Raw genomic sequence first — 23,439 nt, forward strand, 5'->3', positions numbered from 1 at the left:
CCAGAATACAACTCACATTATACGATGCCCAGGCGGCCCACCCACCTCCCGGCCGATGCAGGTTCGGCACGCAATTCGCCGTCTGCTGCAAAGCCGGCCACGCGGCCCATTCTTCCGCCCTCGCCCGACGTTCCGACCGCACTTCTCGGCCATCTGAGCCCGTCGCAATTCATGCGCCGCTACTGGCAGAAAAAGCCGCTGCTGATCCGTCAGGCGATTCCGGACATCGAAGCGCCGCTGTCGCGCGACGAGCTGTTCGAGCTGGCCGATCGGGACGACGTCGAAGCGCGCCTGATCACGCACTTCCGCAACAAATGGCAGCTGGAGCACGGCCCGTTCGCGCCCGACGAACTGCCGTCCGTCAAACAGCGCGCATGGACACTGCTCGTGCAGGGCGTGGATCTGCAGGACGACCGCGCGCGCGCGTTGCTCGACCGTTTCCGTTTCGTGCCGGACGCGCGTCTCGACGACCTGATGATTTCGTATGCGACCGATAGCGGCGGCGTCGGCCCGCACTTCGATTCCTACGATGTGTTTCTTTTGCAAGTAAAAGGCAAGCGCCGCTGGCGCATTAGCGCGCAGAAAGATCTGACGCTGCAGCCCGGCTTGCCGTTGAAGGTTTTACAGCACTTCGAGCACGAACAGGAGTGGGTACTCGAGCCCGGCGACATGCTGTACCTGCCGCCGCACATCGCGCACGACGGCATCGCCGAGGGCGAATGCATGACCTGCTCGATCGGTTTTCGCGCGCCCTCCGAAAGCGAGCTGACCGCGCAGTTCCTGTACCACCTGGCCGAGCGCGGAGAGGCCACGGGCAAGGCGGGCGCCCTTTATCGCGACCCACGGCAGGCCGCCGTCGAACAGCCGGCCGAGTTGCCCGCGGCGCTCGTCGAACGGGTGGGCGCGATGCTTGCTAAAGTGCGATGGAATGAGCAGGACATTGCGTCGTTCCTTGGCACGTACCTCAGCGAACCCAAGCCGAGTGTCGTCTTCGATCCGCCGCAACGGCCGCTCAACGAAGCCCGTTTCATCGGCGCGGCGTCGAGATCCGGTCTACGGCTCGATCGCAAGACTAACCTGTTGTATGAACGACGTTTTTTCTTCGTAAATGGAGAAGAAATATCGTGGACCGGCGTGAAAAAATGGCTGTTTGAACTCGCAAATCTGCGGTGCATGAGTGCGATACGCTTTGTAACACTATCACACGATTCATCGGTGACAGCACTGCTACACGAGTGGTATTGTGCGGGCTGGATACAGGTAGGCGAGATTGCGTAACTCTGCCCGCCTGTTATACCGTACGGTGAAATTTTGTATGAGAAAGACAACGTATTGACCCGCATTTATCGACTGTCAGTACGAAAGTGCATATAATTTCCGCCCAAGCCGTAGGGAAGATTCCAGCTCGTCAAAAGAGCATCTCCACCAGCGGCCCAGGTCGGTGTTGGAGCACATTACCGGTTTTATTTTGCGCTGTTGCTTACCTTTAAACCATAAAAGGACGTGATCATGAAGAAATCCCTCCTCGTAGCATCCCTGTTGGCAGTTGTGGCACTCGCTGCATGCAACAAGAGCAACGATCAGGCTGCTGCACCGTCGGAAGCTGCGTCCGCACCGGCGGCAGCATCGCCTGCTGAAGCAGCATCGCCGGCAGTTGCGGCATCGCCGGCCGAAGCAGCATCGCCGGCCGAAGCAGCATCGCCGGCCGAGGCAGCATCGCCGGCTGAAGCAGCATCGCCGGCAGCAGGCGCAAGCCAGTAAGCCGCAACGGTTCGGCGCTGTAGCGGCGCTCCCGCTACAGCGCCTGCGCACGAAACGTTTGGAGGCTGGCCGGAAACGGCGCGGGCCGCAAACGGGCAAAGAAAAACGCCACGGATTCACATCCGTGGCGTTTTGTCATTCAGGGCCGCTTTCCGCTGCGGAGCTCGTCGCATGTGTGGAACACATCCCCCTATCGAACCGGCGCCGCTGGCCCAGCGCTCTCCTCAAAGAACTCACGCACCACGTCGATCTCGCGGGTGCGCTTGAACGGCGGCAGACTCTGCCAGATGCGGCGGCCATAAGGTTTATCGACGAGACGTGTATCGCAGATCATCAGCACGCCACGATCGGTCTCCGCGCGAATCAGCCGGCCGGCGCCCTGCTTCAGCGTGATGACGGCCTGCGGCAGCTGATGCACGGCGAACGGGCTCAAGCCCTTCTTCGTCAGTGCGTCGAGCCGCGCGGCCAGCACGGGATCGTCCGGCGGCGCAAACGGCAGCTTGTCGATCACGACCAGCGACAGCGCGTCGCCGCGCACGTCCACCCCTTCCCAGAAGCTCTGACTGCCGACCAGGATCGCATTGCCGTAGGCGCGAAAGCGGTCGAGCAGTTCGGTGCGGCTCGCATCGCCCTGCACGAGCAGCGGATAGTCCCAGCCGCGCGACTCGATCGCGTCGCGCAGCTTCGCCGAGATACGATCCACCGCGCGCAGCGTCGTGCACAGCATGAAGACGCCGCCGCCCGAGGCTTCGATCGCGGGCAATGCGGCATCGAACACGGCGTCGGTGAACATCGGCGATGACGGCTGTGGCAGATTGCGCGGTACGTACAGAAGCCCTTGCGATGGATAGTCGAATGGGCTCGGCAATGTCATCGAGCGCTTCGAGTTCAAGCCCATCTGCGCCGCATAGTGCGTGAAGTCGCCGCGCACCGACAGCGTCGCCGATGTGAAGATCCACGCGCGCGGCACGCCGGCGCGCTGCTTCGCGAAAATCGGCGCGACCGACAACGGCGTTTCGTGCAGTTGCACCGTGTGCGAGAACACCTCGATCCAGCGCACCTTTTCATTCGGATCGGCGCGCTCCGCGCTGGCGTCACCCTCGCGGGTCGCAACCGCGTCGCGTTCTGCACTCGTGGGTGGCGTGGTCCAGCCGCTCAGCACGTCCTGCAACTCGCGCGCGCGACGCAAACACGCGCCGAGCGATTCGGCTCGCTCGGCCTGGCCCGCCAACGCCGAGGCCAACGCGTCGAGCTCGGCCTCGAGCGTCTCGAGCGCGGCGAACAGCGGGTGATCGTCGGGCAGCTGGCCGATCGACAGACGCACCGAGTCTTCCTTGAACGCGAGCCGCACGTCGCGCGCGGCGCGCTCGAGCGTCGCGCCGAGCTTGACCCAATCGACCGCATCGCGTGCGTGACCGAGGCCCTCGGCGACCGAATCGCGTGCGAGTTCGAGAAACTGCGCGGTCGATAGCGTCTCGCCGAAAAACAGCGTCGCGGTTTCGGGCAACTGGTGAGCTTCGTCGAAGATGACTGTATTCGCAGTCGGCAGCAGCTCCGCCATGCCGGTATCGCGCAGCATGATGTCGGCGAAAAACAGATGGTGGTTGACCACCACGATATCGGCCTGCTGCGCTTCGCGGCGCGCCTGCATCACGAAGCAGTCCTTGTAGTGGGGACACTCCTGGCCGAGACAGTTGTCGCGCGTCGACGTGACCATCGACCACACCTGCGCCGTTTCCGGCACGCTCGCGAGTTCGGCCTTGTCGCCAGTGCGCGTGATCTTCGCGAAGCGCACGATGTCCTGCAGATACGAGGTCTCCTGGCGCGACGGCAGACGGCCGTTGTCCGCGGTGCGTTGCAGGTAGTAATGGCACAGGTAGTTCGCGCGGCCCTTCAGCATCGCGACCGACACCGGCACCGCGAGCGCGTCGCGCACGGTCGGAATGTCGCGCTGGAACAGCTGATCCTGCAGATGCTTGGTGCCGGTCGAGACGATCACCTTGCCGCCCCACAGCATGGCCGGCACGAGATACGCATAGGTCTTGCCGGTGCCGGTACCCGCCTCTACGATCAGCGTATTCTCACCACCGTCGACGCCATCGGCTTGCGCGTTGCTCCCGGTCGACTCAGAGACGGCTTCAGCGCCGGTCTGCTGCAGGCGCCGCGCCGGGCGCTTCTGCGTCTCGAACATCGCGGGCTCGGGCATCGCGCGGCCCGACGCCTCCATCGCCGCGGCAACCGCGCGCGCCATCTCGATCTGCGACGCACGCGGCCGATAACCGTCGATCTGCCGTGCGAGCAGACCGTTGTCGGCGAAGATGTCGTCGAGCTCGCTCGCGCGGCGCCGATTCAGCGACACACCTGGCACCGGTGCTGCCGCGCGCGGCGCGGGCGTGCCCGAAGCAGATGCGTTGTCCGGCGCGGCCCGGGATGAAGTGTCATGCGATGAATTCAAGGCAAGCGTTCCTGCTAAGTCCGGCTCGCGCGCTGCGCGCCCGGCGCCTGCCAGGCCGCGAACTCAGGCGCGCGCGTCCGGTTCGAGCTGCAATTGCAGCAAGATGATGGTGTCCTTGACTTTAAGTTTGCGCTTTTTCAGGCGCTGCAACTCGAAGTCGTCGATGCCGGGTTCATCCGACATCCGGTCGATCAACCGGTCGAGTCCACTATGCTCCGATTCCAGTTGCAGAATGCGGTCGCGAAGTGTGTTTGCGTCGATGACGTGATGACGATCGCGCATGCTCGCCTCCTCTGGTCGGCGGCACGAACCGCGTGCGCGCGGTCCGATGCCTGAGGTTGCTGTCCGCCTCAAAACGCATTACGGCGACTACGGCGGCCCTGGCCACGACCGCCACGGCTTACTCTACGATACAGCCACTACAGCACGCTTACTGTTGCTCTTGTTGCTGCTTTTGCTGCTCTTCGAGCTGTTGCTGCTTCAGCTCGTCCTGACGCTTCTGCCCGGCCTTCTCGGTGGCCTGCTTTTGACGTGCTTCGACATCGAGCTTGTGCTGCGCGGCCTCGGCCTGCTTCCGCTCGAAAGTCTCCTGTTTCTGCTGGCGCTCCGCGGCCTTTTGCGCACCCTGCCGACGCGCTTCCTCGAGCTTGCGCTGGTAGTCGCTCTGCTTCTGGTCGTAGGCCTTCTGATTGGCCGCCGCCTGCGCAGGCGTGACACCATGCTGCGCCTGATCGAGCGCGTGCTGGCGCTGCTTCTCCTCGTAGGCCTGCGCATTGGCTTCGTGCTGCGGTGCCGCGGCGTTGCGCTGCGCCTGATCGAGCGCGTGCTGACGTTGCTTCTCCGCGTAGGCCTGCGCATTGGCTTCGCGCTGCGGCGCCTCGGCGTTGTGCTGCGCCTGATCGAGCGCGTGCTGACGCTGCTTTTCCTGATACGCCTGCTCGTTGCGCGCGTCTTCGGCGGCACGTTGCGGCGCTTCCGCCTCGTTTTGCGCGCGCCGCAACGCGGTGCGTTCGTCGCGTTCACGGGCGCGCTGCGCACGCTGCTCGGCGTCGAGCGCGAGCTGTTCCTTGCGGATGTCCGCCTGCACGCTGCGCATCGCGTCGCGCGCGCGGTTCAGACAGTGATTGACGAAGAAGCGGCTGTAGCAGTTGTGTTGCGCGACAGCGAATTGATAGTTGTTGTCGTCGGTGCGCTGATTGAGCACCTGTTGCCGCTCGTCGAACGACTTGTCCAGCACGGCTACGTCACTTGCGCTTTGAGGGCCGTCGGCGGTTGCGGCGGCTTGCGGGCCCGAGGCCGCGACGGGTCCCGTACCTTGCGCCGGCGTCGCACTTTGCGCCACGGCCGACACCGGCACAACGAGCGCTGCGGCGATCACGCACGACGCGGCGGCCGTTAAAGCCGACCGACCGAACGAGCGCAAAGAAACCAGCGGCAATTGAGACGAACCCGGCGGTGAACCCGGCAGTGAACCTGACGCCAGCGAAGAGACCAGGCGGTTGAGGGACAAGGAGATTGGCAACGTCGTAGAGGGTCAACGGAACATGCCCGAAATTCTAACACCCCACGGTTGAGCCCTTTGGCATTTATGGCAAAATGCCCCGCTCTAGCAACCTGGTCGCGGCCCACGCCCGGCCTGCCCCGATTTGCCGCCCGCGCGCGGCCCATCACTGAGTCCGCAGGAACACCAAGACCTTATGACGGAAACCGTAGCACTCAAGATCGTCCAGCGCATCGCCACCGAACTGTCCGTCCAGCCGCGCCAGGTCGCGGCCGCAGTGGAACTTCTCGACGAAGGCGCGACCGTTCCGTTCATTGCGCGTTATCGCAAGGAAGTGACCGACAATCTCGACGACACGCAACTGCGCAATCTCGAGGAACGCCTAGTCTATTTGCGCGAGCTGGAAGACCGGCGCGCGGCGATCATCGCGAGCATCGACGAACAGGGCAAGCTCACCGACGAGCTGCGCGGCGCGATCGAAGGCGCCGACAGCAAACAGGTGCTCGAAGACCTCTATCTGCCATACAAACCGAAGCGCCGCACGCGCGCGCAGATCGCGCGCGAAGCCGGCTTGCAGCCGCTCGCCGACGCGCTGCTCGGCAATCCGCTGCTCGATCCGCAAGCCGAAGCCGCGGCGTACGTGGACGCGGACAAAGGCGTCGCCGATGTGAAGGCCGCGCTCGACGGCGCGCGCGACATCCTTTCCGAACAGTTCGGCGAGACCGCCGAACTGCTCGGCAAGCTGCGCGACTATCTGTTCAACCAGGGCGTGGTGTCGTCGAAGGTCGTGGAAGGCAAGGAAACCGCGGAAGAAGAGAAATTCCGCGACTACTACGACTACGCCGAAACGATCCGCACGGTGCCGTCGCATCGCGCGCTCGCACTGTTCCGCGGCCGCAATGCCGGCGTGCTGATGATCAAGCTCGGCCTCGGCGAAGAGCTCGACGCGCAGGTGCCGCACCCGGGCGAAGCGCTGATCGCGCGGCACTTCGGCATCGCCAATCAGAACCGCCCCGCCGACAAGTGGCTCTCCGACGTGTGCCGCTGGTGCTGGCGCGTGAAGGTGCAGCCGCACCTCGAAAACGAGCTGCTGACCAATCTGCGCGACGAAGCCGAACACGAAGCGATCCGCGTGTTCGCGCGCAATCTGAAGGACCTGCTGCTCGCGGCGCCGGCTGGTCCGAAGGCCGTGATCGGTCTGGATCCGGGCTTGCGCACCGGCGTGAAGGTGGCGGTGGTCGACCGCACCGGCAAGGTGCTCGCGACCGACACGATCTACCCGCACGAGCCGCGCCGCGACTGGGACGGCTCGCTCGCGAAGCTCGCGCGAATCGCCGCGCAAACGCAGGCCGAGCTGATCAGCATCGGCAACGGCACCGCGTCGCGTGAGACGGACAAGCTCGCGAGCGAGCTGATCGCGCGTCATCCGGAGCTGAAGCTGCAGAAGATCGTCGTGTCCGAAGCCGGCGCGTCGGTGTACTCGGCGTCCGAGCTTGCCGCGAAGGAATTCCCCGCCATGGACGTGTCGCTGCGCGGCGCCGTGTCGATCGCGCGACGTCTGCAGGACCCGCTCGCCGAGCTCGTGAAGATCGAGCCGAAGGCGATCGGCGTCGGCCAGTATCAGCACGACGTGAACCAGCGCGAACTCGCGCGCTCGCTCGACGCGGTCGTCGAAGACTGCGTGAATGCGGTCGGCGTCGATGCGAACACCGCGTCGGTCGCGCTGCTCGCGCGGGTGTCGGGTTTAAACTCAACGCTCGCGCGCAACATCGTCGACTATCGCGATGCGAACGGGCCGTTCCCGTCGCGCGAGCATCTACGCAAGGTGCCGCGTCTCGGCGACAAGACCTTCGAGCAAGCTGCCGGCTTCCTGCGCATCAATAACGGCGAGAATCCGCTCGACCGTTCGTCGGTGCACCCGGAAGCGTATCCGGTCGTCCAGCGCATCCTCGCGAAGATCAGTAAGCAGGTCGGCGAAGTGCTCGGCAATCGCGACGCGTTACGCGGACTGTCACCCACCGAATTCGTCGACGAGCGTTTCGGTCTTCCAACCGTGCGCGACATCCTGGTCGAACTCGAGAAGCCGGGCCGCGATCCGCGTCCCGAGTTCAAGACCGCGACGTTCCGCGAAGGTGTCGAGAAGGTCAGCGATCTGATCCCGGGCATGGTGCTCGAAGGCGTCGTGACGAACGTCGCGGCGTTCGGCGCGTTCATCGACATCGGTGTGCATCAGGATGGCCTCGTGCACGTGTCGGCGATGTCGACGAAGTTCGTGAAGGATCCGCATGAGGTCGTGAAAGCCGGTCAGATCGTCAAGGTCAAGGTGCTCGAAGTCGACGTGAAGCGCCAGCGTATCGCACTGACGATGCGTCTCGACGACGAACCCGGTGCAGCGGCCGCGCGCAGCGGCGGCGGTGCGCAGCAGGATCGCGGTGGCTCGGGCGGCAGCTTCAATCGCGACGGAGCGGGACGCGGTGCGCCGCAACGCTCGCGCGAACCGGAGCCGGGCGGCGCGATGGCGGCTGCGTTTGCGAAGCTCAAGCAGAAGTGAGCGTCACGGACCGGAGCACGTCGTCGCACGCGCTCCGGTCCGTGACATGACTGCGTCGCGCGCTCAACCGCTTGCACGCGCGCATGAACAAAAAGCCCACGCAATGCGTGGGCTTTTTGTTTGCGCTCCCGCACGTCACGCGCGAGCCGTCAAATCTCGATCTTCGTTCCCAGTTCCACGACCCGGTTAGCCGGGATGCTGAAGAAGTCGGTCGGCTTCGCGGCGTTCTGATGCATCCACGCGAACACACGCTCGCGCCATACCGACATGCCCGGCAATTGCGTCGGCACCACCGTTTCGCGTGCGAGGAAGAATGACGTGTCCATCAATTCGAAGCTCATGTCGTGCGTGCGGCCGACGTCGAGCAGCACCGCCTTCACGTCGGGCGTTTCGTTAAAGCCGTAGGCTGCCTTCACCAGCCACAGGCCACCGTTCATGTCCTTCACGGTCACGCGATCGGCGTCCTTCACGTACGGAATGTCGCGCGTGACGAAGGTCAGAAAGATCGTGCGCTCGTGCAGCACCTTGTTGTGTTTCAGATTGTGCAGCAGGCTCACCGGCACCAGCGAATCGCTGCCGGTCAGATAGATCGCAGTGCCCGACACGCGATGCGGCGGATGCGCGAGCAGGCCTTGCAGGAACGGCATCAGCGGAATACCGTCGGCGGCCGTGCGTTCCTTCACGATCATCCTGCCCTTGAACCACGTCATCAGCAGGAAGAACAGCAGGCCGCCGATGCACAGCGGCAACCAGCCGCCCTCTTCGACCTTCAGCAGGTTCGCGCCGAAAAAGCCCAGGTCGACCACCATGAACACGCCGATGATGAGCCCAACCAGCAGTTTGTTCCAGTTCCACACCTTCACCATCACGACGCAGGCAAGGATCGTCGTGATCACCATCGTTGCCGTCACCGCGATACCGTACGCGGCCGCCAGATTGTCCGAGCTCTTGAACGCGATCACGATGCACAGGATGATGAACAGCAGCATCCAGTTCACGACCGGCACATAGATTTGCCCGATCGCGAGTTCGGACGTGTGCAGGACCTTCATGCGCGGCACGTAGCCGAGCTGGATCGCCTGGCTCGTCAGCGAGTACGCGCCCGAAATCACCGCCTGCGACGCGATCACCGTCGCGACCGTCGACAGCACGACGAGCGGCAACAACGCCCAGTCCGGCGCGAGCAGGAAGAACGGATTTTCGATCGCCTTTGGGTCGTGCATCAGCAGCGCGCCCTGGCCGAAGTAGTTCAGCACGAGCGAAGGCATCACGAGCACGTACCACGCCATGCGGATCGGCTGCGCGCCGAAGTGGCCCATGTCCGCGTACAGCGCCTCCGCGCCGGTCAGCACCAGCACGACCGAGCCGAGCACCACGTAGGCCTGCAGCACGTGCGCGGCCATGAACGTGTACGCGTAGTAGGGATTGAGCGCCTGGATCACATTCGGCGACTGCATGATGTGCCACAGGCCGAGCACGGCGAGCACGAGGAACCAAAGCGTCATGATCGGCCCGAACAGACGGCCGACCGTGGCCGTGCCGTGCCGCTGGATCCAGAACAGCACGATCAGGATCACGACGGTCAGCGGAATCACCAGATGCGCCAGATGCGGCGCGGCGATTTCGAGACCTTCGACCGCCGAGATCACCGAGATTGCCGGCGTGATCACCGCGTCGCCGTAAAACATGCAGGCGCCGAAGATGCCGAGCATCATCAGAAGGCCGGCCATTTTCGATTTCTGATCGACCGAGCGCATCGCCAGCGCCATCAGCGCGAGGACGCCGCCCTCGCCGTTGTTGTCGGCGCGCATCACGAACAGCACGTACTTGACGCCGACCACGATCACGATCGCCCAGAACAGCAGCGAAATAACCCCAAGGATCGACTGATCGGTCAACGGGATGCCGTGCGACGGACTGAAGGCTTCCTTCAGCGCGTACAACGGGCTCGTACCGATGTCGCCGAACACCACTCCGATCGCGGCAATCGCAAGGGAAGGCAGTGGCTGTTTGTGTACGTGATTGTTATCTGTCATGGACGCGAGGAAATCCGTTCCCGGGCGGAAAAAACGACCGCTATTTTAAACTGCCCATCCGGTACCGCCCGGCTTGTTGTGGATACGCCACGTGGATGTCCGCGCAGTGTAGCACTGCGATATGGACGCGCCTGCCGCGGTGCGGACGTCCTGGCGCCGCGCGTGACGCATAAAAAAACGGAGCCCGACTGGGCTCCGTTTTGTGACACCGCGATGACGCACGAGATCCGATGCGACAAAGCGTGAGGCGCGCGGCTTCGCGTCAATTGCCCGACGCCTCATCGGCCTGGGCGATGCCGCGCTTGATCCACGCGCCGAGGTTATGCGGACGCACCGTGTCCCACTCCTCGAACGGCTGATGAATCCACGGGTTGGTCGGCAGATACTGCACGTGGTAATCGGGCTTCACCTTCGAGCAGCCCTTGTACCACAGCACGGCCGAGCGCACCGCGGTGATGGCCGGATAGCGTTCCTTCAGATGCTGCTGCACGCGCGCGAGCGTGACGCCGGAATCGACGAGGTCGTCGACGAGCAGCACGTTACCGTGCAGTTCGCCGCGCGTCATCGTGATGTATTGCGCGATGTCGAGTTCGCCCTGCTGCGTGCCCGCTGCCTCGCGATAAGAGCTCGTTGCCAGAATCGCCAACGGCAGATCGTAGATGCGCGACAGCTGGTCGCCGACGCGCAGACCGCCGCGCGCGAGGCACAGGATCTTGTCGAACTTCCAGCCCGATTCGTGCACGGCAAGTGCGAGCATCTCGATCAGCCGGTGATATTCGTCCCAGCCGACCCACAGGTTCTTGTCGTCGTTGCGCGGATCTTTCATCGCGATCATGGGTACACCTTGCATCGCTTAGACCTTGAACGGATGACGCAGCAGAATCGTTTCGTCGCGGTCCGGACCGGTGGAGACCATGTCGATCGGAATGCCCGCGACTTCCTGCACGCGCGTCAGGTACGCACGCGCGTTGGCGGGCAGCTTGTCCCACTCCTTGATGCCGACCGTGCTTTCCTTCCATCCCGCAAAGGTTTCGTAGACCGGTACGCAGCGCGCGACTTCCGTCGCGCCGCGCGGCAGCAGATCGACGTTGTGGCCGTCGATCGTGTAGCCGACGCACAGCTTCACTTCGTCGAGACCGTCGAGCACGTCGAGCTTGGTCATGCACAGCCCCGTCACGCCGTTGATCTGGATCGAGCGACGCAGCGCGGAGACGTCGAGCCAGCCGGTGCGGCGCGGACGGCCGGTGACCGAGCCGAATTCCTTGCCGACGGTGGCGAGTTCGAGGCCGATCGGGTCCTGGCGCGAGGCATTGTCCGCATCGTACAGTTCGCTCGGGAACGGGCCCGAACCGACACGCGTGCAGTACGCCTTCGTGATGCCGACGATGTAGTTGAGCTTCTGCGGACCGACGCCCGCGCCCGCCGTCGCGGCACCCGCGACGCAGTTGCTCGAAGTGACGAACGGATAGGTGCCATGGTCGATGTCGAGCAGCGTGCCCTGCGCGCCTTCGAACAGCAGATTGCCGCCGTTCGCGTTGACGTCGTAGAGACGGCGCGACACGTCGGTGACCATCGGCTTCAGTCGGTCGGCGTAGCTCAGCATCGTGTCGAGCGTTTGCTGGAAGTCGACCGCGGCGGCGCCGAGGTACTGCGTGAGCACGAAGTTGTGATAGTCGAGGTTTTCGCGCAGACGCTCGGCGAAGGCTGGCGCGTCGAACAGGTCCTGCACGCGCAGGCCGCGGCGCGCGACCTTGTCTTCGTAGGCCGGGCCGATGCCGCGGCCGGTCGTGCCGATCTTGCTCGCGCCGCGGCGCGCTTCGCGGCCCTGGTCGATCGCGACGTGGTACGGCAGGATCAGCGTGGTGGCTTCGGAAATGAAGAGGCGCTTCTGGACGTCGATGCCGGCGGCTTCGAGTTCGCCGATTTCCTTGAACAGCGCTTCCGGCGACAACACGACGCCATTGCCGATGTAGCACGCGACGCCGGGATGCATGATGCCCGACGGAATCAGACGCAAGATGGTTTTCTTGCCGCCGATGATAAGCGTGTGACCGGCATTGTGACCGCCCTGGAAGCGAACGACGCCCTGAGCGTGGTCCGTCAGCCAGTCGACGATCTTGCCCTTGCCCTCATCACCCCATTGGGTACCCACGACGACGACGTTGCGCCCGGGGTTCACATTCACTGCGCTGGCAGACATGTTGTTTCGTAAGCTGGTTAAAAACGTATTTTACCTGGGTTCGCGGAAGCTTCCGGAATTTTTCCGTTTCCGCTCAACGGTATGCACGTTATGTTGAGTATTGGGAGGGATGCGCGGCCGCGCAGAGTCGCTCGACCGCGCGCGATTCGGGCGGTGGTTGCGCCGCCCTCGGGCGAACGTCGGGGGACGGGTCCCCGGCAGCGTAGATCGGAACGCGCGGCTCAAGCGCGCGGTTCAACCACCCATGCGCCATTGCGCTCGACCAGCACCCGGTCGAACGCGAATTCATCGAGATCGTGCTTGTGGCCAGGCAGCGCCTGGATTACCACTTCACCGCCATCGCGCAATGCCGCGACCGCCACGCGCAACGCTTCGTCGTGCCGCCACGGCGCGAGGATCGCGCTGCTGCGCGCTTCGACCGGCGAGATCCGCGCGACTTCGCGCAGATCCAGCGAAAAGCCGGTTGCCGCGCGAGCGCGGCCATAGGCCTGACCGACGTGGTCGTAACGGCCGCCGCGCGCGACCGCGTTCGGCACGCCGTCCACGTAAGCGGAGAACATCACGCCGCTGTGGTACGCGTAGCCGCGCAGATCGGCGAGGTCGATCATCACTTCGGCGCCGTCGACCTGGCTCGCGAGGAACGCGAGGTCGTCGAGCGCGCGGGCGATCGCCGGTGAATTCGGCAGACGCGCGCGGGCCTCTTCGAGCACCGACGCGTCGCCGTACAGCGTCGGCAGCGCGCGCAGCGCATCGCGAATCACCGGCGAGAATTGCGCGGTCATCTCGACCAGGCGCGGCACGTCCTTGCCGGCCAGCGCGTCGTAGAGCGCCTGGCCGAGTTCCTCGGCGGCCGGCTCGGCTTCGATCAGCGCCGCCAGCACGCCCGCGTGACACAGGTCCAGACGCACCTTCGCGAGGCCGGCGAGACGCAGCGCGTCGAGCATCAGCTGCTGGATTTCGAGGTCCGCTTCGAGCCCCGCGTGGCCGTAGATTTCCGCACCGATCTGGATCTGCTCACGCGTCGCATGCAGGCCGCGCGGGCGCGTATGCGCGACGTTGCCCGCATAGCAAAGACGCGTGACGCCCTGGCGGTTCAGCAGATGCGCGTCGATGCGCGCGACCTGCGGCGTGATGTCGGCGCGCAGACCGAGCGTGCGGCCCGACAGCTGATCGACGAGCTTGAAGGTGCGCAGATTCAGATCGTGCCCACCGCCCGTCAGCAGCGACTCGAGGTATTCGAGCAGCGGCGGCATCACCATCTCGTAGCCGTACGAGCGGAAACGGTCCAGCAGATGACGCCGCAATTCTTCGATCTTGCGGGCCTCCGACGGCAGCACGTCGGCGATATTCTCAGGAAGCAACCAGGTCGACATCGATACAGTCCTACGGCGTTGAACACGGCGTCTTGCAGCGCCGATGATGAGTGTGAATGACGTAGAGCGGCTTGATTCTGGCGGCTGACACAGACGCCCGGGCGGCGCTTTGCGGCACGCGCGCGACGCGCGGCGGCGTGGCCGGTCAGTACGCGTTTTGCTCGGGCCGGCAAAACACGCCGCAACACGCGGCGTTCGTCAGACAAGCAAGCCGGCTTCAGGTCGCGATGAACAGTAGAACCAGCCCGAGCAACATCACGATGAGCCCTCCGACACGAATCTGATGCGGCGGTCGTTCCGCTATTTTACGGAACGTGTCGCGCCAGGCGGTTGGAAAAACGAACGGAAACATCCCCTCGATAATCAGCATCAGCGCGATCGCGAGCAATAACGAACCAGCTATGTCCATGCGAGTGAAGCGGCCGCGATGCGGATGCCGCGGCCTTCGGTAATCAGCGTTTGCGCGCAGCAGGCGCGGAAGCGTCCGGGGCGACGCCGCCGGTCGGGCTACGCATGAAGCGGAAGAACTCGCTACTGGAGTCGACCACGATCAGGTCGCCCGGCTTGAAGGTCTTCCGGTACGCCTGCATGCTTTGATAAAACTGGTAGAACTGCGGATCCTTGCCGAACGCTTCGGCAGCGATCTCCGCGGCCTTTGCATCGCCTTCGCCGCGAATGCCCTGCGCCTGCGCGAGGCCGTCGGCGAGCACCGCCTGCTGCTTCGCGAGCGCGTCCGCGCGGATCTGGTTCGCTTCGGCGGCGCCCTTCGCTCGCTCGTCCGCCGCGACCTGCTGGCGCGCGGCGATCATGCGCTTGAATACCGAGTCGGCCACCGCTGCCGGGAAATCGACGCGCGTGAGTTGCACATCCACGACCGATACGCCGAGCGATGCCGCGCCCTTGTCCATCGCACCGCGGGCCTGTTCGGCGATCGCCGGTTGTTTGGCGAGCGCGTCGGACAGCGTGAACTTGCCGAACGCGTCGCCGAGCGCGCCGCGCGACAGCAGCGCGAGCCGGTCGGGCAGACTCTGCGGATCACCCTTCGTTTCGGCGATCAGCTTCAGCGGATCGGTCACGCGGAACTTGATCACCGGGTTGACCAGCAGATCGGTTTTGTCGGACGTGACGTAATGATCTTCGTCGGGTGCGTCGAGCGACTGGATGCGATTGTCGACGAACGCGACCGTTTGCAGCGGCGGCGGCAGCTTCACGTGCAGCCCCGGGCCGAGCAGCGTGGGCGTCGCGTCGCCGCGCGCGGACAACACAGCCATATGCCGTTGATCGACGACGAACACCATCGACGTTGCCGCGAACAGCACGATGACGAGCGCGACGACGAGCGCAATGATTCGGTTCATATTCTTGTGCGCTCCTTATTGAACGTCGTCTTCGCGCATGCGATTGCGGAACGCTTCGCGCGAGCGCAGCGACGCGGCGCTCGGCCGGCTCGCTGGCGCAGGCGCGGAAGCGGCGGGTGCGGATGCGCCAGCGGCGGCGGAGCCTGCCGCGGCACCGGTCTCAGCGGCCGAGGCGGCCGACGGCGCGGCCGCACTCGCCGCTTGCGGCGCGCCCGCGACAGCGGGACCCGAAGCGGCGGCGCCCGCCGCCGCGGCCTGGCGTTCGCGGTTCTGCTCGACGAGCCTGTCGAGCGGAAGATACAGCACGTTGTTGCCGTTCTTCGCGTCGACGAACACCTTGGTCGCGTTCGCGTAAATCTGCTGCATGGTTTCCATGTACAGGCGGAAGCGCACGACGGCCGGCGCCTTCGCGTATTGGGCGTAGACCTGGTTGAAGCGCTCGGCCTCGGCCTGCGCCTGCGCGACCGTGGTCTGGCTATAGGTTTTGGCTTCCTGGACCTGACGATCGACGTCGGCCTGCGCGCGCGGCAGAAGATCGGCCGCATAAGCCTGCGCATCGCGTTTCGCGCGTTCGTTTTCGTCGTGCACCTTCGCAGCGTCGGCGAACGCGGGTTGCACCTGCTCGGGCACCTGCACGCTCTGGATCGTCACGCCCGTGACTGCCAGACCGGACTGGTACTGATCGAGCGATTGCTGGATCGCCGCGATCAGCTGCTGGCGCAAAGTTTCGTGATCCTGATCGAGGATATCGCTAGTGCTCTGCGCGCCGACGATACCGCGCACCGCCGCCTGCGCGGCATGCATCACGCTCTGATCGGGATCGACGCTGCGAAACAGAAAGTCGTTCGGCTTGCGCACCTGGTACTGCACGGCGAAGCGCACGTCGACGATGTCGCCGTCGTGCGTGAGCATTGACGCGTCCTTCACGTTCGCGAGACGCACCACATTGCTACGGCCGATCTCGACCTGGCGGATCTGCCCGACATTGACGAACTCGTGGGACTCGAACGGAAACGGCAGACGCCAGTGCACGCCCGGCGCCGCGGTATAGCGATACTTGCCGAACTGCAGCACGACGGCCGCCTGGCCATCCTGCACGACGAACACACCGCTGCCGAGATAGATCGCGATCAGCACGCCGATCACGATGCCGACGCCGATGCGCGCGCCACGGCCGTTGTCAGGACGGCCACCGCCGACACCGCCGCCCCTGCGCCCGAAAATCCGGGACAGACGGCGATTGAAATCACGCCACATTTCGTCGAGATCGGGCGGACCTTCACCGTCGCGTGCCGGTCGCTTCGGATCGTTCGGCCGTTGCCGGTCGCCGTTGCCGTCGCCCCGGCCCCAACGCGGATCGTTCAGTGAAAGCAAGGCGCGCATACGCAGCCAGATACTCCGCTCGTTGTAATCGTTCACCTGTGTTCGTTCACCAGAGTAGACAGCGGGTCAGTGCAATTGGAACGGGTCAGTGCCCGAGTTCTGGAACCTTGTGGTCGTCGCGCAGTTGCGCCGCGCGGTCATCTTGCGACGCATCGAACGGCATGTCGGCAAGCGGTTCGGCTGTAGCGATTTCGGCGATGGCAGCGCGCAATGCATCCAGCCCCTGCCCGGTGCGCGCGCTCAAAAAGACGCGCGAAATATTACCATACTCGTCCCGCTCGACCGCGTCGCCACGGGCTGCCAGCTCTGGCACCGCGTCGATCTTGTTGAACACGAGCACCTGACGGATCGTGTCCGCGCCGATCGCGTGCAACACCTCGTTGACCTGATCGATCTGGTCGAGCCGCACCGCGCTCGATGCATCGACGACATGCAGCAGCAGGTCCGCGTGAATGGTTTCCTCGAGCGTCGCGCGGAACGCGGCGACGAGTTGGTGCGGCAGCTCGCGGATGAAACCGACGGTATCGGACACCACCACCTGCCCCGCTTCGTCGCCCAGATACACGCGCCGCGAGGTGGTATCGAGCGTGGCGAACAACTGGTCGGCGGCATACGCCTGCGCCTTGGTCAGCGCGTTGAAGAGCGTCGATTTGCCGGCGTTCGTGTAGCCGACGAGCGACACCGACATCGTCTGGTTGCGATGCCGCGCCCGGCGTTGCGTGCCATGCTGGCGGCGCAGCTTGTCGAGGCGGATCTTGAGCGCCTTGATGCGCTCGCCGATCAGCCGGCGGTCGGTTTCGAGCTGCGTCTCGCCTGGACCGCGCAATCCGATACCGCCCTTCTGACGTTCGAGGTGGGTCCACGCGCGAATCAGCCGGGTCGACAGATATTGCAGCTGCGCGAGTTCGACCTGCAGCTTGCCTTCGTGGCTGCGCGCGCGCTGCGCGAAAATGTCGAGGATCAGACTGGTGCGATCGACCACGCGCAGATTAAGCGCCCGCTCCAGATTGCGCTGCTGCGCAGGCGCCAGAGCATGGTTGAAGATCACGAGTTCGATGTCGTTTGCTTCGCACGCAAGGCGCAATTCTTCGGCCTTGCCGCTGCCGACGAACATCTTCGCGTCGGGACTGGAACGGCGTCCGGTGAGGGTGACCAGGGGGTTCGCGCCCGCGCTTTGCGCGAGCAGGCTGAGTTCTTCGAGACTGGCTTCGAAATCGATCTTGCCGAAGTCGATGCCAACGAGCGCTGCATTGATCAAATTGGAGGGTATCAAAATGACGCGGCCGGGAGTGATCGCCAACGGGCGACAGTGTGCCGGCCGCGGCGAGGGTTAGGACTGTTCGGAATCCGGGTGGAAATTCACCGGACGGGCAGGCACGACCGTCGAAATGGCGTGCTTGTAGACCATCTGGGTGACCGTATTCCGGAGCAACACGACGTACTGGTCGAACGATTCGATGTTCCCTTGAAGCTTGATGCCGTTGACCAGGTAGATCGACACCGGCACATGCTCTTTACGCAGTGCGTTCAAAAACGGGTCTTGTAACAATTGCCCTTTGTTGCTCATAGCAAACTCCGTATTTTTTTGCAGGTTGACTGAATTGACGGCGAAGAAAAAGAGATCCGCCGCCAACCGCTACACTATAGCTGATTTTCATTTCGACGCGCGGGCCCGGGACCGCCGGCCAAACCCAGCATACACGCGGGTTTCAGCCCAGGTTTAAGACCAGCTTCAGCTTGCTTCAGCCTTTGTCCGCGTAAGGGTTCGTCGACGATCTGAACTCTATTCGCAATGGAGTCCCCGTCAGCTTGAAAGTTTCCCGGAAGCGATTTTCGAGGTACCGCTTATACGTGTCGGTGATCGCGTCGAGCGCATTGCCGTGAATTACGATAATCGGCGGATTCTGTCCGCCCTGGTGTGCGTAACGCAGCTTCGGACGCACTGGACCGCGACGGCGCGGCTGCTGGAATTCGACCGCCTCGATCAGCGCGCGCGTCAGCTTCGGCGTCGGCAGCTTCGACATCGCGGCCGTGTACGCGTCGTCGACCGAACGCATCAGCGGCCCGATTCCGGTTTTTTCCGCGGCGGAAATGAAATGGAATTTGGCGAAGTCCAGAAATTTTAGTTTGCGTTCGAGGTCGGCTTTGGTGCGCTCGCGCACATGCGGATCGAGACCGTCCCATTTGTTCACGCCAACCACCAGCGCGCGGCCCTGCTCGACGACGAAGCCAGCGATGTGCGCATCCTGATCCGAGATGTCCTGACGCGCGTCGAGCAGCAGGATCACGACGTTCGCATCGGAGATCGACTGCAGCGTCTTCACGACCGAGAACTTTTCGATCGCCTCGAACACCTTGCCGCGGCGGCGCAGGCCGGCCGTGTCGATCAGCGTATACGGCTTGCCGTTGCGCTCGAAATCGACGTAGATCGAGTCGCGCGTAGTGCCGGGCATGTCGAACGCGATCACGCGCTCTTCGCCGACCAGCGCATTGATCAGCGTCGACTTACCAACGTTCGGCCGGCCGACGATGGCGATCTTCACGCCGCGCGCTCCCTTGTCTTCCTCGCTCTCTTCCGGCTGACCGGCATACGCGACTTCGAGCGCCTCGTTGATCATGTCGGTGACGCCGTCGCCGTGCGCGGCCGAAATCGCGCGCGGATCGCCGAGACCGAGTTCGTAGAAGTCGGCCGCGACGTTGGCGTACTTCATGCCCTCGGCCTTGTTCACGACGAGGAAGATCGGCCGGCCGACCTTGCGCAGATAGTCGGCGATCGACTTGTCCTGCGGCGCGAGACCGTTGCGCCCATCGACGATGAACACGACGACGTCCGACTCTTCGACCGCCTGGCGGGTCTGGCGCGCCATCTCGTGCAGGATGCCGTCTTTCGCGACCGGCTCGAAGCCGCCGGTGTCGACGACCAGATACGGCCGCTCGCCGGCGCGTCCTTCGCCGTAATGGCGATCGCGCGTGAGACCGGGCAGGTCGGCAACCAGCGCATCACGCGAACGCGTAAGGCGGTTGAACAGCGTGGATTTCCCCACATTGGGGCGCCCAACGAGGGCAATAACGGGTTTCATCTGATGTTGTTCACGGTGAAACGCGGGATCGCAACCGATCGCGCGCGTAGCGACGCCAGGCGGGCGCCACGGGGTGGCGTTCTGACGAAATTATCACGAATTCAGCCTGCTCCGGATGCGCGATCGATATGCGCATCCAGGCGGACGGGCGTGGGCTGCACAGACGCCGCCGGGGGCGCCTGCTTCAGACCGGGCTGCTCGACGGCTGACGCGCTCGTGTTCGAGGGCGTCTTTAATTTGCAAGGCCGTCGACGGAGCGCACGCGCCGCCTTGCATGCCGGCGGCCACAGCCTCGATCCGACTTGCCGGACCAGCCCCGTCCGGCGATTTTTTCTATTGAGCCTGCCCGATCACGCGACGGGCAGCATGGCAACCCGACGCAGGAGCCGCACGCCAAAGCCGGCGCAGACTTCAATTAAAAAGCGCGCGGCCGGCAAAGCCGGCCTGCGCGCCTGACATCATCTATCGCGATCAGCGCGGACGATAGCCGAACAGGCCGCCGTCGCGCGTCTGTACGACCAGCGTGTCGCCAGCCAGCACCGGCGCCGCGGTAATCGCGCTGCCGTCGGTCTTCACTCGTGCGACGAGCGTGCCGTCGACGGTCGACAGGAAATGCACGAAGCCCTTGTAGTCGCCGAACACGGCCGCGCGGCCGAGCAGCGTCGGCACGCTCAGGTCGCGGTTCTTCAGCGTGTCGTTCTTCCACAGCACCGAGCCGTTGTTCACGTCGAATGCGGACACGACCGACCAGTCGTCGGCGGCGACCACGCTGCGCTCATCCTGCGCGAGGCCGGTCGTGCTCGAGAACGGCTTGCCCCACAGCGCGCGGCCCGAGTTGGCGTCGAAACAGCCAATCTGGCCCTGGAACGTCACCGCGCAGGTCTCCGAACCCACCAGCGTGGGCGGGCCGGTCACGTCGTTGATACGCTCGACCTCGGTCACGCCCTTCGGATACGACACCGGCGTCTGCCAGTAGGCGTCGCCCGTCTGCAAGTTGATCGCGGCGAACGAGCCGCCCGGGAAGCCGGCCAGCACGGCCGCGTCACCTGCGAACGTCATGCCCGACGACACGCGCAGGTTCAGCGGCACCGCGCGGTTGCGGAAGTTCCACTTCTGCTCGCCGGTTTGCGCGTTGAACGCGACGATCTGGCCGTCGATCGTGCGCACGATCACGAGGCCGTTGCCGACGAGCGGCGGCGTAATGATCTCGCCCGGCGCCTTCGCGGTCCACAGCTGCTTGCCGTCCGCGCCTAGCACGTACACGTCGCCCTTCAAGCCGCCGACCGCGGTGAGCGTGCCATCGCTGCCGACGCCCGCCGACAGATCATCGTGCAACTTGACGCGCCACACGTCCTTGCCCGTTTGCGCGTCGATCTTGGCGACCGTGCCATTCGTGCCGGCAGCATACACGGCATTGCCGAGCGCAACCGGCGAGAACAGGTAGCGGCCCGCCTTGCCGACGCTCGCCGACCAGGACTGCTGCACGTCGAGCACGGGTTTGAACTCGGTGAGCGGCGTCGGCACACGGCGCTCGTCTTTCGTGGATGAGCAAGCCGCCAGCGTGAGAACGGTCATCGCACAGATAACGGGCACGGCGTAACGTTTCAGCAGATTCATCGGTGGACGAAGCATTCAGGAAATTGGATTAAAGGAGACCGCCTTGCGGTCGTGGCTCGCGGCGCGCCGCGCGGGACGCTCAGCCGCCAAGCGCATCCAGCTTGAACTGGATCAGCTGGCGCGCCGAACTGTCGCTGTTCGACAGCGAGTCGAGCGCGAGCTTGTAGGCCGCGCGCGCGTCGTCGCGCTTGCCCTGGGCGGCGAGCAGGTCGCCGCGGCGGTCCGCCACGACGCCCTTGAAGGCATCGGATTGTGGCTCGGCCAGGAGCGCGAGGCCCTGGTCGTATGCCTTGTCGTCGAGCAGCAGCGATGCCATGCGCAGCTTCGCGATCTGCTTGAACTCGTCGTCCTTCGCGTGATCGATCGTCCATTGCAGCTGCGCTTTCGCGCCGGCTTCGTCGCCAGCGGCGTACAGCGCCTTGGCGGCGCCGAGCGCGGTCATCTGCGCGTAGGCAGTACGGCCGAACTTGTCTTCCATGTCGGCGGCGACGCGCGCAATCTGCGCCTTATCGCCCGATGCCGCGGCTTGCTGAACCTGGTCATACAGCACCGCGGCTTCCGCGGCCTGACGACGCTGCCAGAAATTCCAACCGTTCCAGCTCGCGCCTGCCAGCAACACCACCAGCACGATCCACGTGGTCGCATTGCCCCACTGCGTCCACCATGCCTTCAGACTTTCAATCGATTCTTGTTCGTCGTGGTAACTCATTGCCCGGCGATTTCCTCATTCTTGCTGCGTGTGCGTGTCGAGCCAGCCGGCCCAACGACATCGCGATCAGTCGTCGCCGTCTTCGGCGGATGCAACCATCGCATTGATTAGATATTCGGTCAAGTCTTCGGCGGGCACGTTCTGTTGCTCGTTCTTACCGCCGTGGGCTTGCGTATCGCGCAGCGGTTTCACGCCGACCGTGCCGTTGGAGATCTCATCTTCGCCGAGCACGACCGCGAACGCGGCGCCGCTCGCGTCGGCGCGCTTCATCTGCGACTTGAAGCTTGCCGACTGACCGTCCGCGCTGCAATGCAGGATCACGTCGAGACCGGTATCGCGCAGACGCTCGGCGATGATGAACGCCTGCTCGCGCGCGGTGTCGCCCTGATGGACCACGTACACGTCGCAACCTTCGTCTTCCGGCACGAGCTGTTCTTCCTTCAGCAGCTCGAGAATCCGCTCGACGCCCATCGCCCAGCCGCACGCAGCCGTCGGCTTGCCGCCGAGCTGTTCGATCAGCGGATCGTAGCGGCCGCCCGCCGCGACCGTGCCTTGCGCGCCGAGTTTGTCGGTCACCCACTCGAACACGGTCAGATTGTAGTAATCGAGACCGCGCACGAGACGCGGATTGATCGTGAACGGAAGATTGTTCGCCTTCAGCAGACGCTGCAGAGCTTCGAAGTGCGCGCGCGATTCTTCCCCAAGAAAATCGATCAGCTTCGGCGCGTTCCGCGCGACTTCCTGCAGCGCAGGATTCTTCGTATCGAGCACGCGCAGCGGGTTCGTATAGAGACGGCGCTTCGCCTCTTCGTCGAGCACGTCCATGTGCTTTTCGAGATACGCGATCAGTTCGACACGATGCGCGGCGCGCTCTTCAGCGAGGCCCAACGAGTTGATTTCGAGCTTGATGCCAGTCAGGCCGAGGTCGTCCCACAGACGCTGGCACATCATGATGATTTCCGCGTCCGCATCCGGACCCGCGAAACCGAGCGCCTCGACACCGACCTGGTGGAACTGGCGATAACGGCCGCGCTGCGGACGCTCGTGACGGAACATCGGACCGATATACCACAGACGCTTCGGGCCATCGTACAGCATGTTGTGTTCGATCGACGCGCGCACCACGGCCGCCGTGTTTTCCGGGCGCATCGTCAGGTTTTCGCCGTTCAATGCGTCGGTGAAGCTGTACATCTCTTTTTCGACGATGTCGGTCACTTCGCCGATACCGCGTGTGAACAGCTGCGTATGCTCGACGATCGGCGTGCGGATATTCTGGTATCCGTACGAACGCAGCATCGACTTGACGGTGGTTTCGAAAAATTCCCAGAGCCCGGCTTCCTGCGGAAGGATGTCGTTCATGCCCTTCACGCCAGACAGCTTCTCGAGCTTTTTCTTCTGTTCAGTCATCTGTGTTT

The 23,439-nt window shown here is 64.2% G+C and carries 19 protein-coding genes; 3 read left to right on the top strand and 16 right to left on the bottom strand.

The window, feature by feature from the left end; translation table 11 throughout:
- Positions 1–24 precede the first annotated feature (24 nt).
- Together OKW26_RS27035 and OKW26_RS27040 are read left to right on the top strand one after the other, a co-directional pair.
- Entirely contained in the window at positions 25–1,278 is a 1,254-nt protein-coding gene (locus OKW26_RS27035) for a cupin domain-containing protein (protein WP_184057281.1), read from the top strand.
- A 231-nt stretch (positions 1,279–1,509) separates the two neighbouring features.
- The gene (locus tag OKW26_RS27040) at positions 1,510–1,761 is read left to right on the top strand and encodes a hypothetical protein (protein ID WP_167368596.1); all 252 of its coding nucleotides are present in this window, start codon (positions 1,510–1,512) and stop codon (positions 1,759–1,761) included.
- Positions 1,762–1,951: 190 nt separating this feature from the next.
- On the opposite strand, the gene OKW26_RS27045 is transcribed toward OKW26_RS27040, so the two are convergent.
- The 3 genes from OKW26_RS27045 to OKW26_RS27055 all read right to left on the bottom strand — a co-directional run bounded on the left by OKW26_RS27045 (position 1,952) and on the right by OKW26_RS27055 (position 5,594).
- Complete coding sequence (locus tag OKW26_RS27045; protein ID WP_187615419.1) at positions 1,952–4,216, bottom strand: ATP-dependent DNA helicase; 2,265 nt, start codon at positions 4,214–4,216, stop codon at positions 1,952–1,954.
- A gap of 63 nt (positions 4,217–4,279) precedes the next feature.
- Positions 4,280–4,498: a DUF465 domain-containing protein gene (locus tag OKW26_RS27050; RefSeq protein WP_013089766.1), complete on the bottom strand. Its 219-nt coding sequence runs from the start codon at positions 4,496–4,498 to the stop codon at positions 4,280–4,282.
- A gap of 148 nt (positions 4,499–4,646) precedes the next feature.
- Positions 4,647–5,594: a hypothetical protein gene (locus OKW26_RS27055; RefSeq protein WP_429355742.1), complete on the bottom strand. Its 948-nt coding sequence runs from the start codon at positions 5,592–5,594 to the stop codon at positions 4,647–4,649.
- Between the two features lie 319 nt (positions 5,595–5,913).
- On the opposite strand from OKW26_RS27055, the gene OKW26_RS27060 reads away from it, so the two are divergent.
- Positions 5,914–8,268 carry a Tex family protein gene (locus tag OKW26_RS27060; RefSeq protein ID WP_429355743.1) on the top strand — a complete coding sequence of 785 codons (2,355 nt, stop codon included), beginning with the start codon at positions 5,914–5,916 and terminating at the stop codon, positions 8,266–8,268.
- A gap of 149 nt (positions 8,269–8,417) precedes the next feature.
- Here the strand turns inward: OKW26_RS27060 and OKW26_RS27065 are convergent, their stop codons facing one another.
- The 13 genes from OKW26_RS27065 to hisS form a co-directional block, all read right to left on the bottom strand.
- Complete coding sequence (locus OKW26_RS27065; RefSeq protein WP_090800715.1) at positions 8,418–10,304, bottom strand: potassium transporter Kup; 1,887 nt, start codon at positions 10,302–10,304, stop codon at positions 8,418–8,420.
- Positions 10,305–10,566: 262 nt separating this feature from the next.
- The gene (locus OKW26_RS27070) at positions 10,567–11,139 is read right to left on the bottom strand and encodes a phosphoribosyltransferase (RefSeq protein WP_167368598.1); all 573 of its coding nucleotides are present in this window, start codon (positions 11,137–11,139) and stop codon (positions 10,567–10,569) included.
- A gap of 18 nt (positions 11,140–11,157) precedes the next feature.
- Entirely contained in the window at positions 11,158–12,504 is a 1,347-nt protein-coding gene (locus OKW26_RS27075; protein WP_429334805.1) for an adenylosuccinate synthase, read from the bottom strand.
- Between the two features lie 221 nt (positions 12,505–12,725).
- Complete coding sequence (locus OKW26_RS27080) at positions 12,726–13,877, bottom strand: ATP phosphoribosyltransferase regulatory subunit (RefSeq protein WP_184048948.1); 1,152 nt, start codon at positions 13,875–13,877, stop codon at positions 12,726–12,728.
- A gap of 217 nt (positions 13,878–14,094) precedes the next feature.
- A complete protein-coding gene (locus OKW26_RS27085; protein ID WP_090800720.1) occupies positions 14,095–14,286 on the bottom strand; it encodes a DUF2065 domain-containing protein in 192 nt (63 codons plus the stop codon).
- Between the two features lie 43 nt (positions 14,287–14,329).
- A complete protein-coding gene (gene hflC / locus OKW26_RS27090) occupies positions 14,330–15,235 on the bottom strand; it encodes a protease modulator HflC (protein ID WP_184057287.1) in 906 nt (301 codons plus the stop codon).
- 15 nt (positions 15,236–15,250) lie between these two features.
- Positions 15,251–16,654, bottom strand: coding sequence for an FtsH protease activity modulator HflK (gene hflK / locus OKW26_RS27095; protein ID WP_184057289.1), 1,404 nt, complete (start codon positions 16,652–16,654; stop codon positions 15,251–15,253).
- A 49-nt stretch (positions 16,655–16,703) separates the two neighbouring features.
- Positions 16,704–17,918, bottom strand: coding sequence for a GTPase HflX (hflX, locus tag OKW26_RS27100; RefSeq protein ID WP_429355744.1), 1,215 nt, complete (start codon positions 17,916–17,918; stop codon positions 16,704–16,706).
- A gap of 30 nt (positions 17,919–17,948) precedes the next feature.
- Positions 17,949–18,185 (bottom strand): RNA chaperone Hfq, encoded by a 237-nt coding sequence (hfq, locus tag OKW26_RS27105; RefSeq protein WP_006051315.1) that lies wholly within the window; start codon positions 18,183–18,185, stop codon positions 17,949–17,951.
- 175 nt (positions 18,186–18,360) lie between these two features.
- Positions 18,361–19,698, bottom strand: a complete 1,338-nt coding sequence (der, locus tag OKW26_RS27110) for a ribosome biogenesis GTPase Der (RefSeq protein WP_187612662.1) — start codon at positions 19,696–19,698, stop codon at positions 18,361–18,363.
- A 471-nt stretch (positions 19,699–20,169) separates the two neighbouring features.
- Entirely contained in the window at positions 20,170–21,315 is a 1,146-nt protein-coding gene (bamB, locus tag OKW26_RS27115; protein ID WP_184057293.1) for an outer membrane protein assembly factor BamB, read from the bottom strand.
- Positions 21,316–21,394: 79 nt separating this feature from the next.
- Positions 21,395–22,024 (bottom strand): YfgM family protein, encoded by a 630-nt coding sequence (locus tag OKW26_RS27120; protein WP_090800729.1) that lies wholly within the window; start codon positions 22,022–22,024, stop codon positions 21,395–21,397.
- Between the two features lie 66 nt (positions 22,025–22,090).
- A complete protein-coding gene (gene hisS / locus OKW26_RS27125) occupies positions 22,091–23,431 on the bottom strand; it encodes a histidine--tRNA ligase (RefSeq protein WP_429355745.1) in 1,341 nt (446 codons plus the stop codon).
- Positions 23,432–23,439: the final 8 nt, after the last annotated feature.

This window comes from Paraburkholderia sp. 32 (assembly GCF_050435345.1).
In the GTDB taxonomy this organism is placed as follows: Bacteria; Pseudomonadota; Gammaproteobacteria; order Burkholderiales; family Burkholderiaceae; genus Paraburkholderia; species Paraburkholderia tuberum.

What these genes read in the sequence shown, in the direction of transcription:
- OKW26_RS27035 (WP_184057281.1), top strand. Translation starts at nt 25, where the DNA reads ATGCCCAGGCGGCCCACCCACCTCCCGGCCGATGCAGGTTCGGCACGC.
- OKW26_RS27040 (WP_167368596.1), top strand. Translation starts at nt 1,510, where the DNA reads ATGAAGAAATCCCTCCTCGTAGCATCCCTGTTGGCAGTTGTGGCACTC.
- OKW26_RS27050 (WP_013089766.1), bottom strand. Translation starts at nt 4,498, where the DNA reads ATGCGCGATCGTCATCACGTCATCGACGCAAACACACTTCGCGACCGC.
- OKW26_RS27060 (WP_429355743.1), top strand. Translation starts at nt 5,914, where the DNA reads ATGACGGAAACCGTAGCACTCAAGATCGTCCAGCGCATCGCCACCGAA.
- OKW26_RS27065 (WP_090800715.1), bottom strand. Translation starts at nt 10,304, where the DNA reads ATGACAGATAACAATCACGTACACAAACAGCCACTGCCTTCCCTTGCG.
- OKW26_RS27070 (WP_167368598.1), bottom strand. Translation starts at nt 11,139, where the DNA reads ATGATCGCGATGAAAGATCCGCGCAACGACGACAAGAACCTGTGGGTC.
- OKW26_RS27075 (WP_429334805.1), bottom strand. Translation starts at nt 12,504, where the DNA reads ATGTCTGCCAGCGCAGTGAATGTGAACCCCGGGCGCAACGTCGTCGTC.
- OKW26_RS27080 (WP_184048948.1), bottom strand. Translation starts at nt 13,877, where the DNA reads ATGTCGACCTGGTTGCTTCCTGAGAATATCGCCGACGTGCTGCCGTCG.
- OKW26_RS27085 (WP_090800720.1), bottom strand. Translation starts at nt 14,286, where the DNA reads ATGGACATAGCTGGTTCGTTATTGCTCGCGATCGCGCTGATGCTGATT.
- hflC (WP_184057287.1), bottom strand. Translation starts at nt 15,235, where the DNA reads ATGAACCGAATCATTGCGCTCGTCGTCGCGCTCGTCATCGTGCTGTTC.
- hfq (WP_006051315.1), bottom strand. Translation starts at nt 18,185, where the DNA reads ATGAGCAACAAAGGGCAATTGTTACAAGACCCGTTTTTGAACGCACTG.
- der (WP_187612662.1), bottom strand. Translation starts at nt 19,698, where the DNA reads ATGAAACCCGTTATTGCCCTCGTTGGGCGCCCCAATGTGGGGAAATCC.
- bamB (WP_184057293.1), bottom strand. Translation starts at nt 21,315, where the DNA reads ATGAATCTGCTGAAACGTTACGCCGTGCCCGTTATCTGTGCGATGACC.
- OKW26_RS27120 (WP_090800729.1), bottom strand. Translation starts at nt 22,024, where the DNA reads ATGAGTTACCACGACGAACAAGAATCGATTGAAAGTCTGAAGGCATGG.
- hisS (WP_429355745.1), bottom strand. Translation starts at nt 23,431, where the DNA reads ATGACTGAACAGAAGAAAAAGCTCGAGAAGCTGTCTGGCGTGAAGGGC.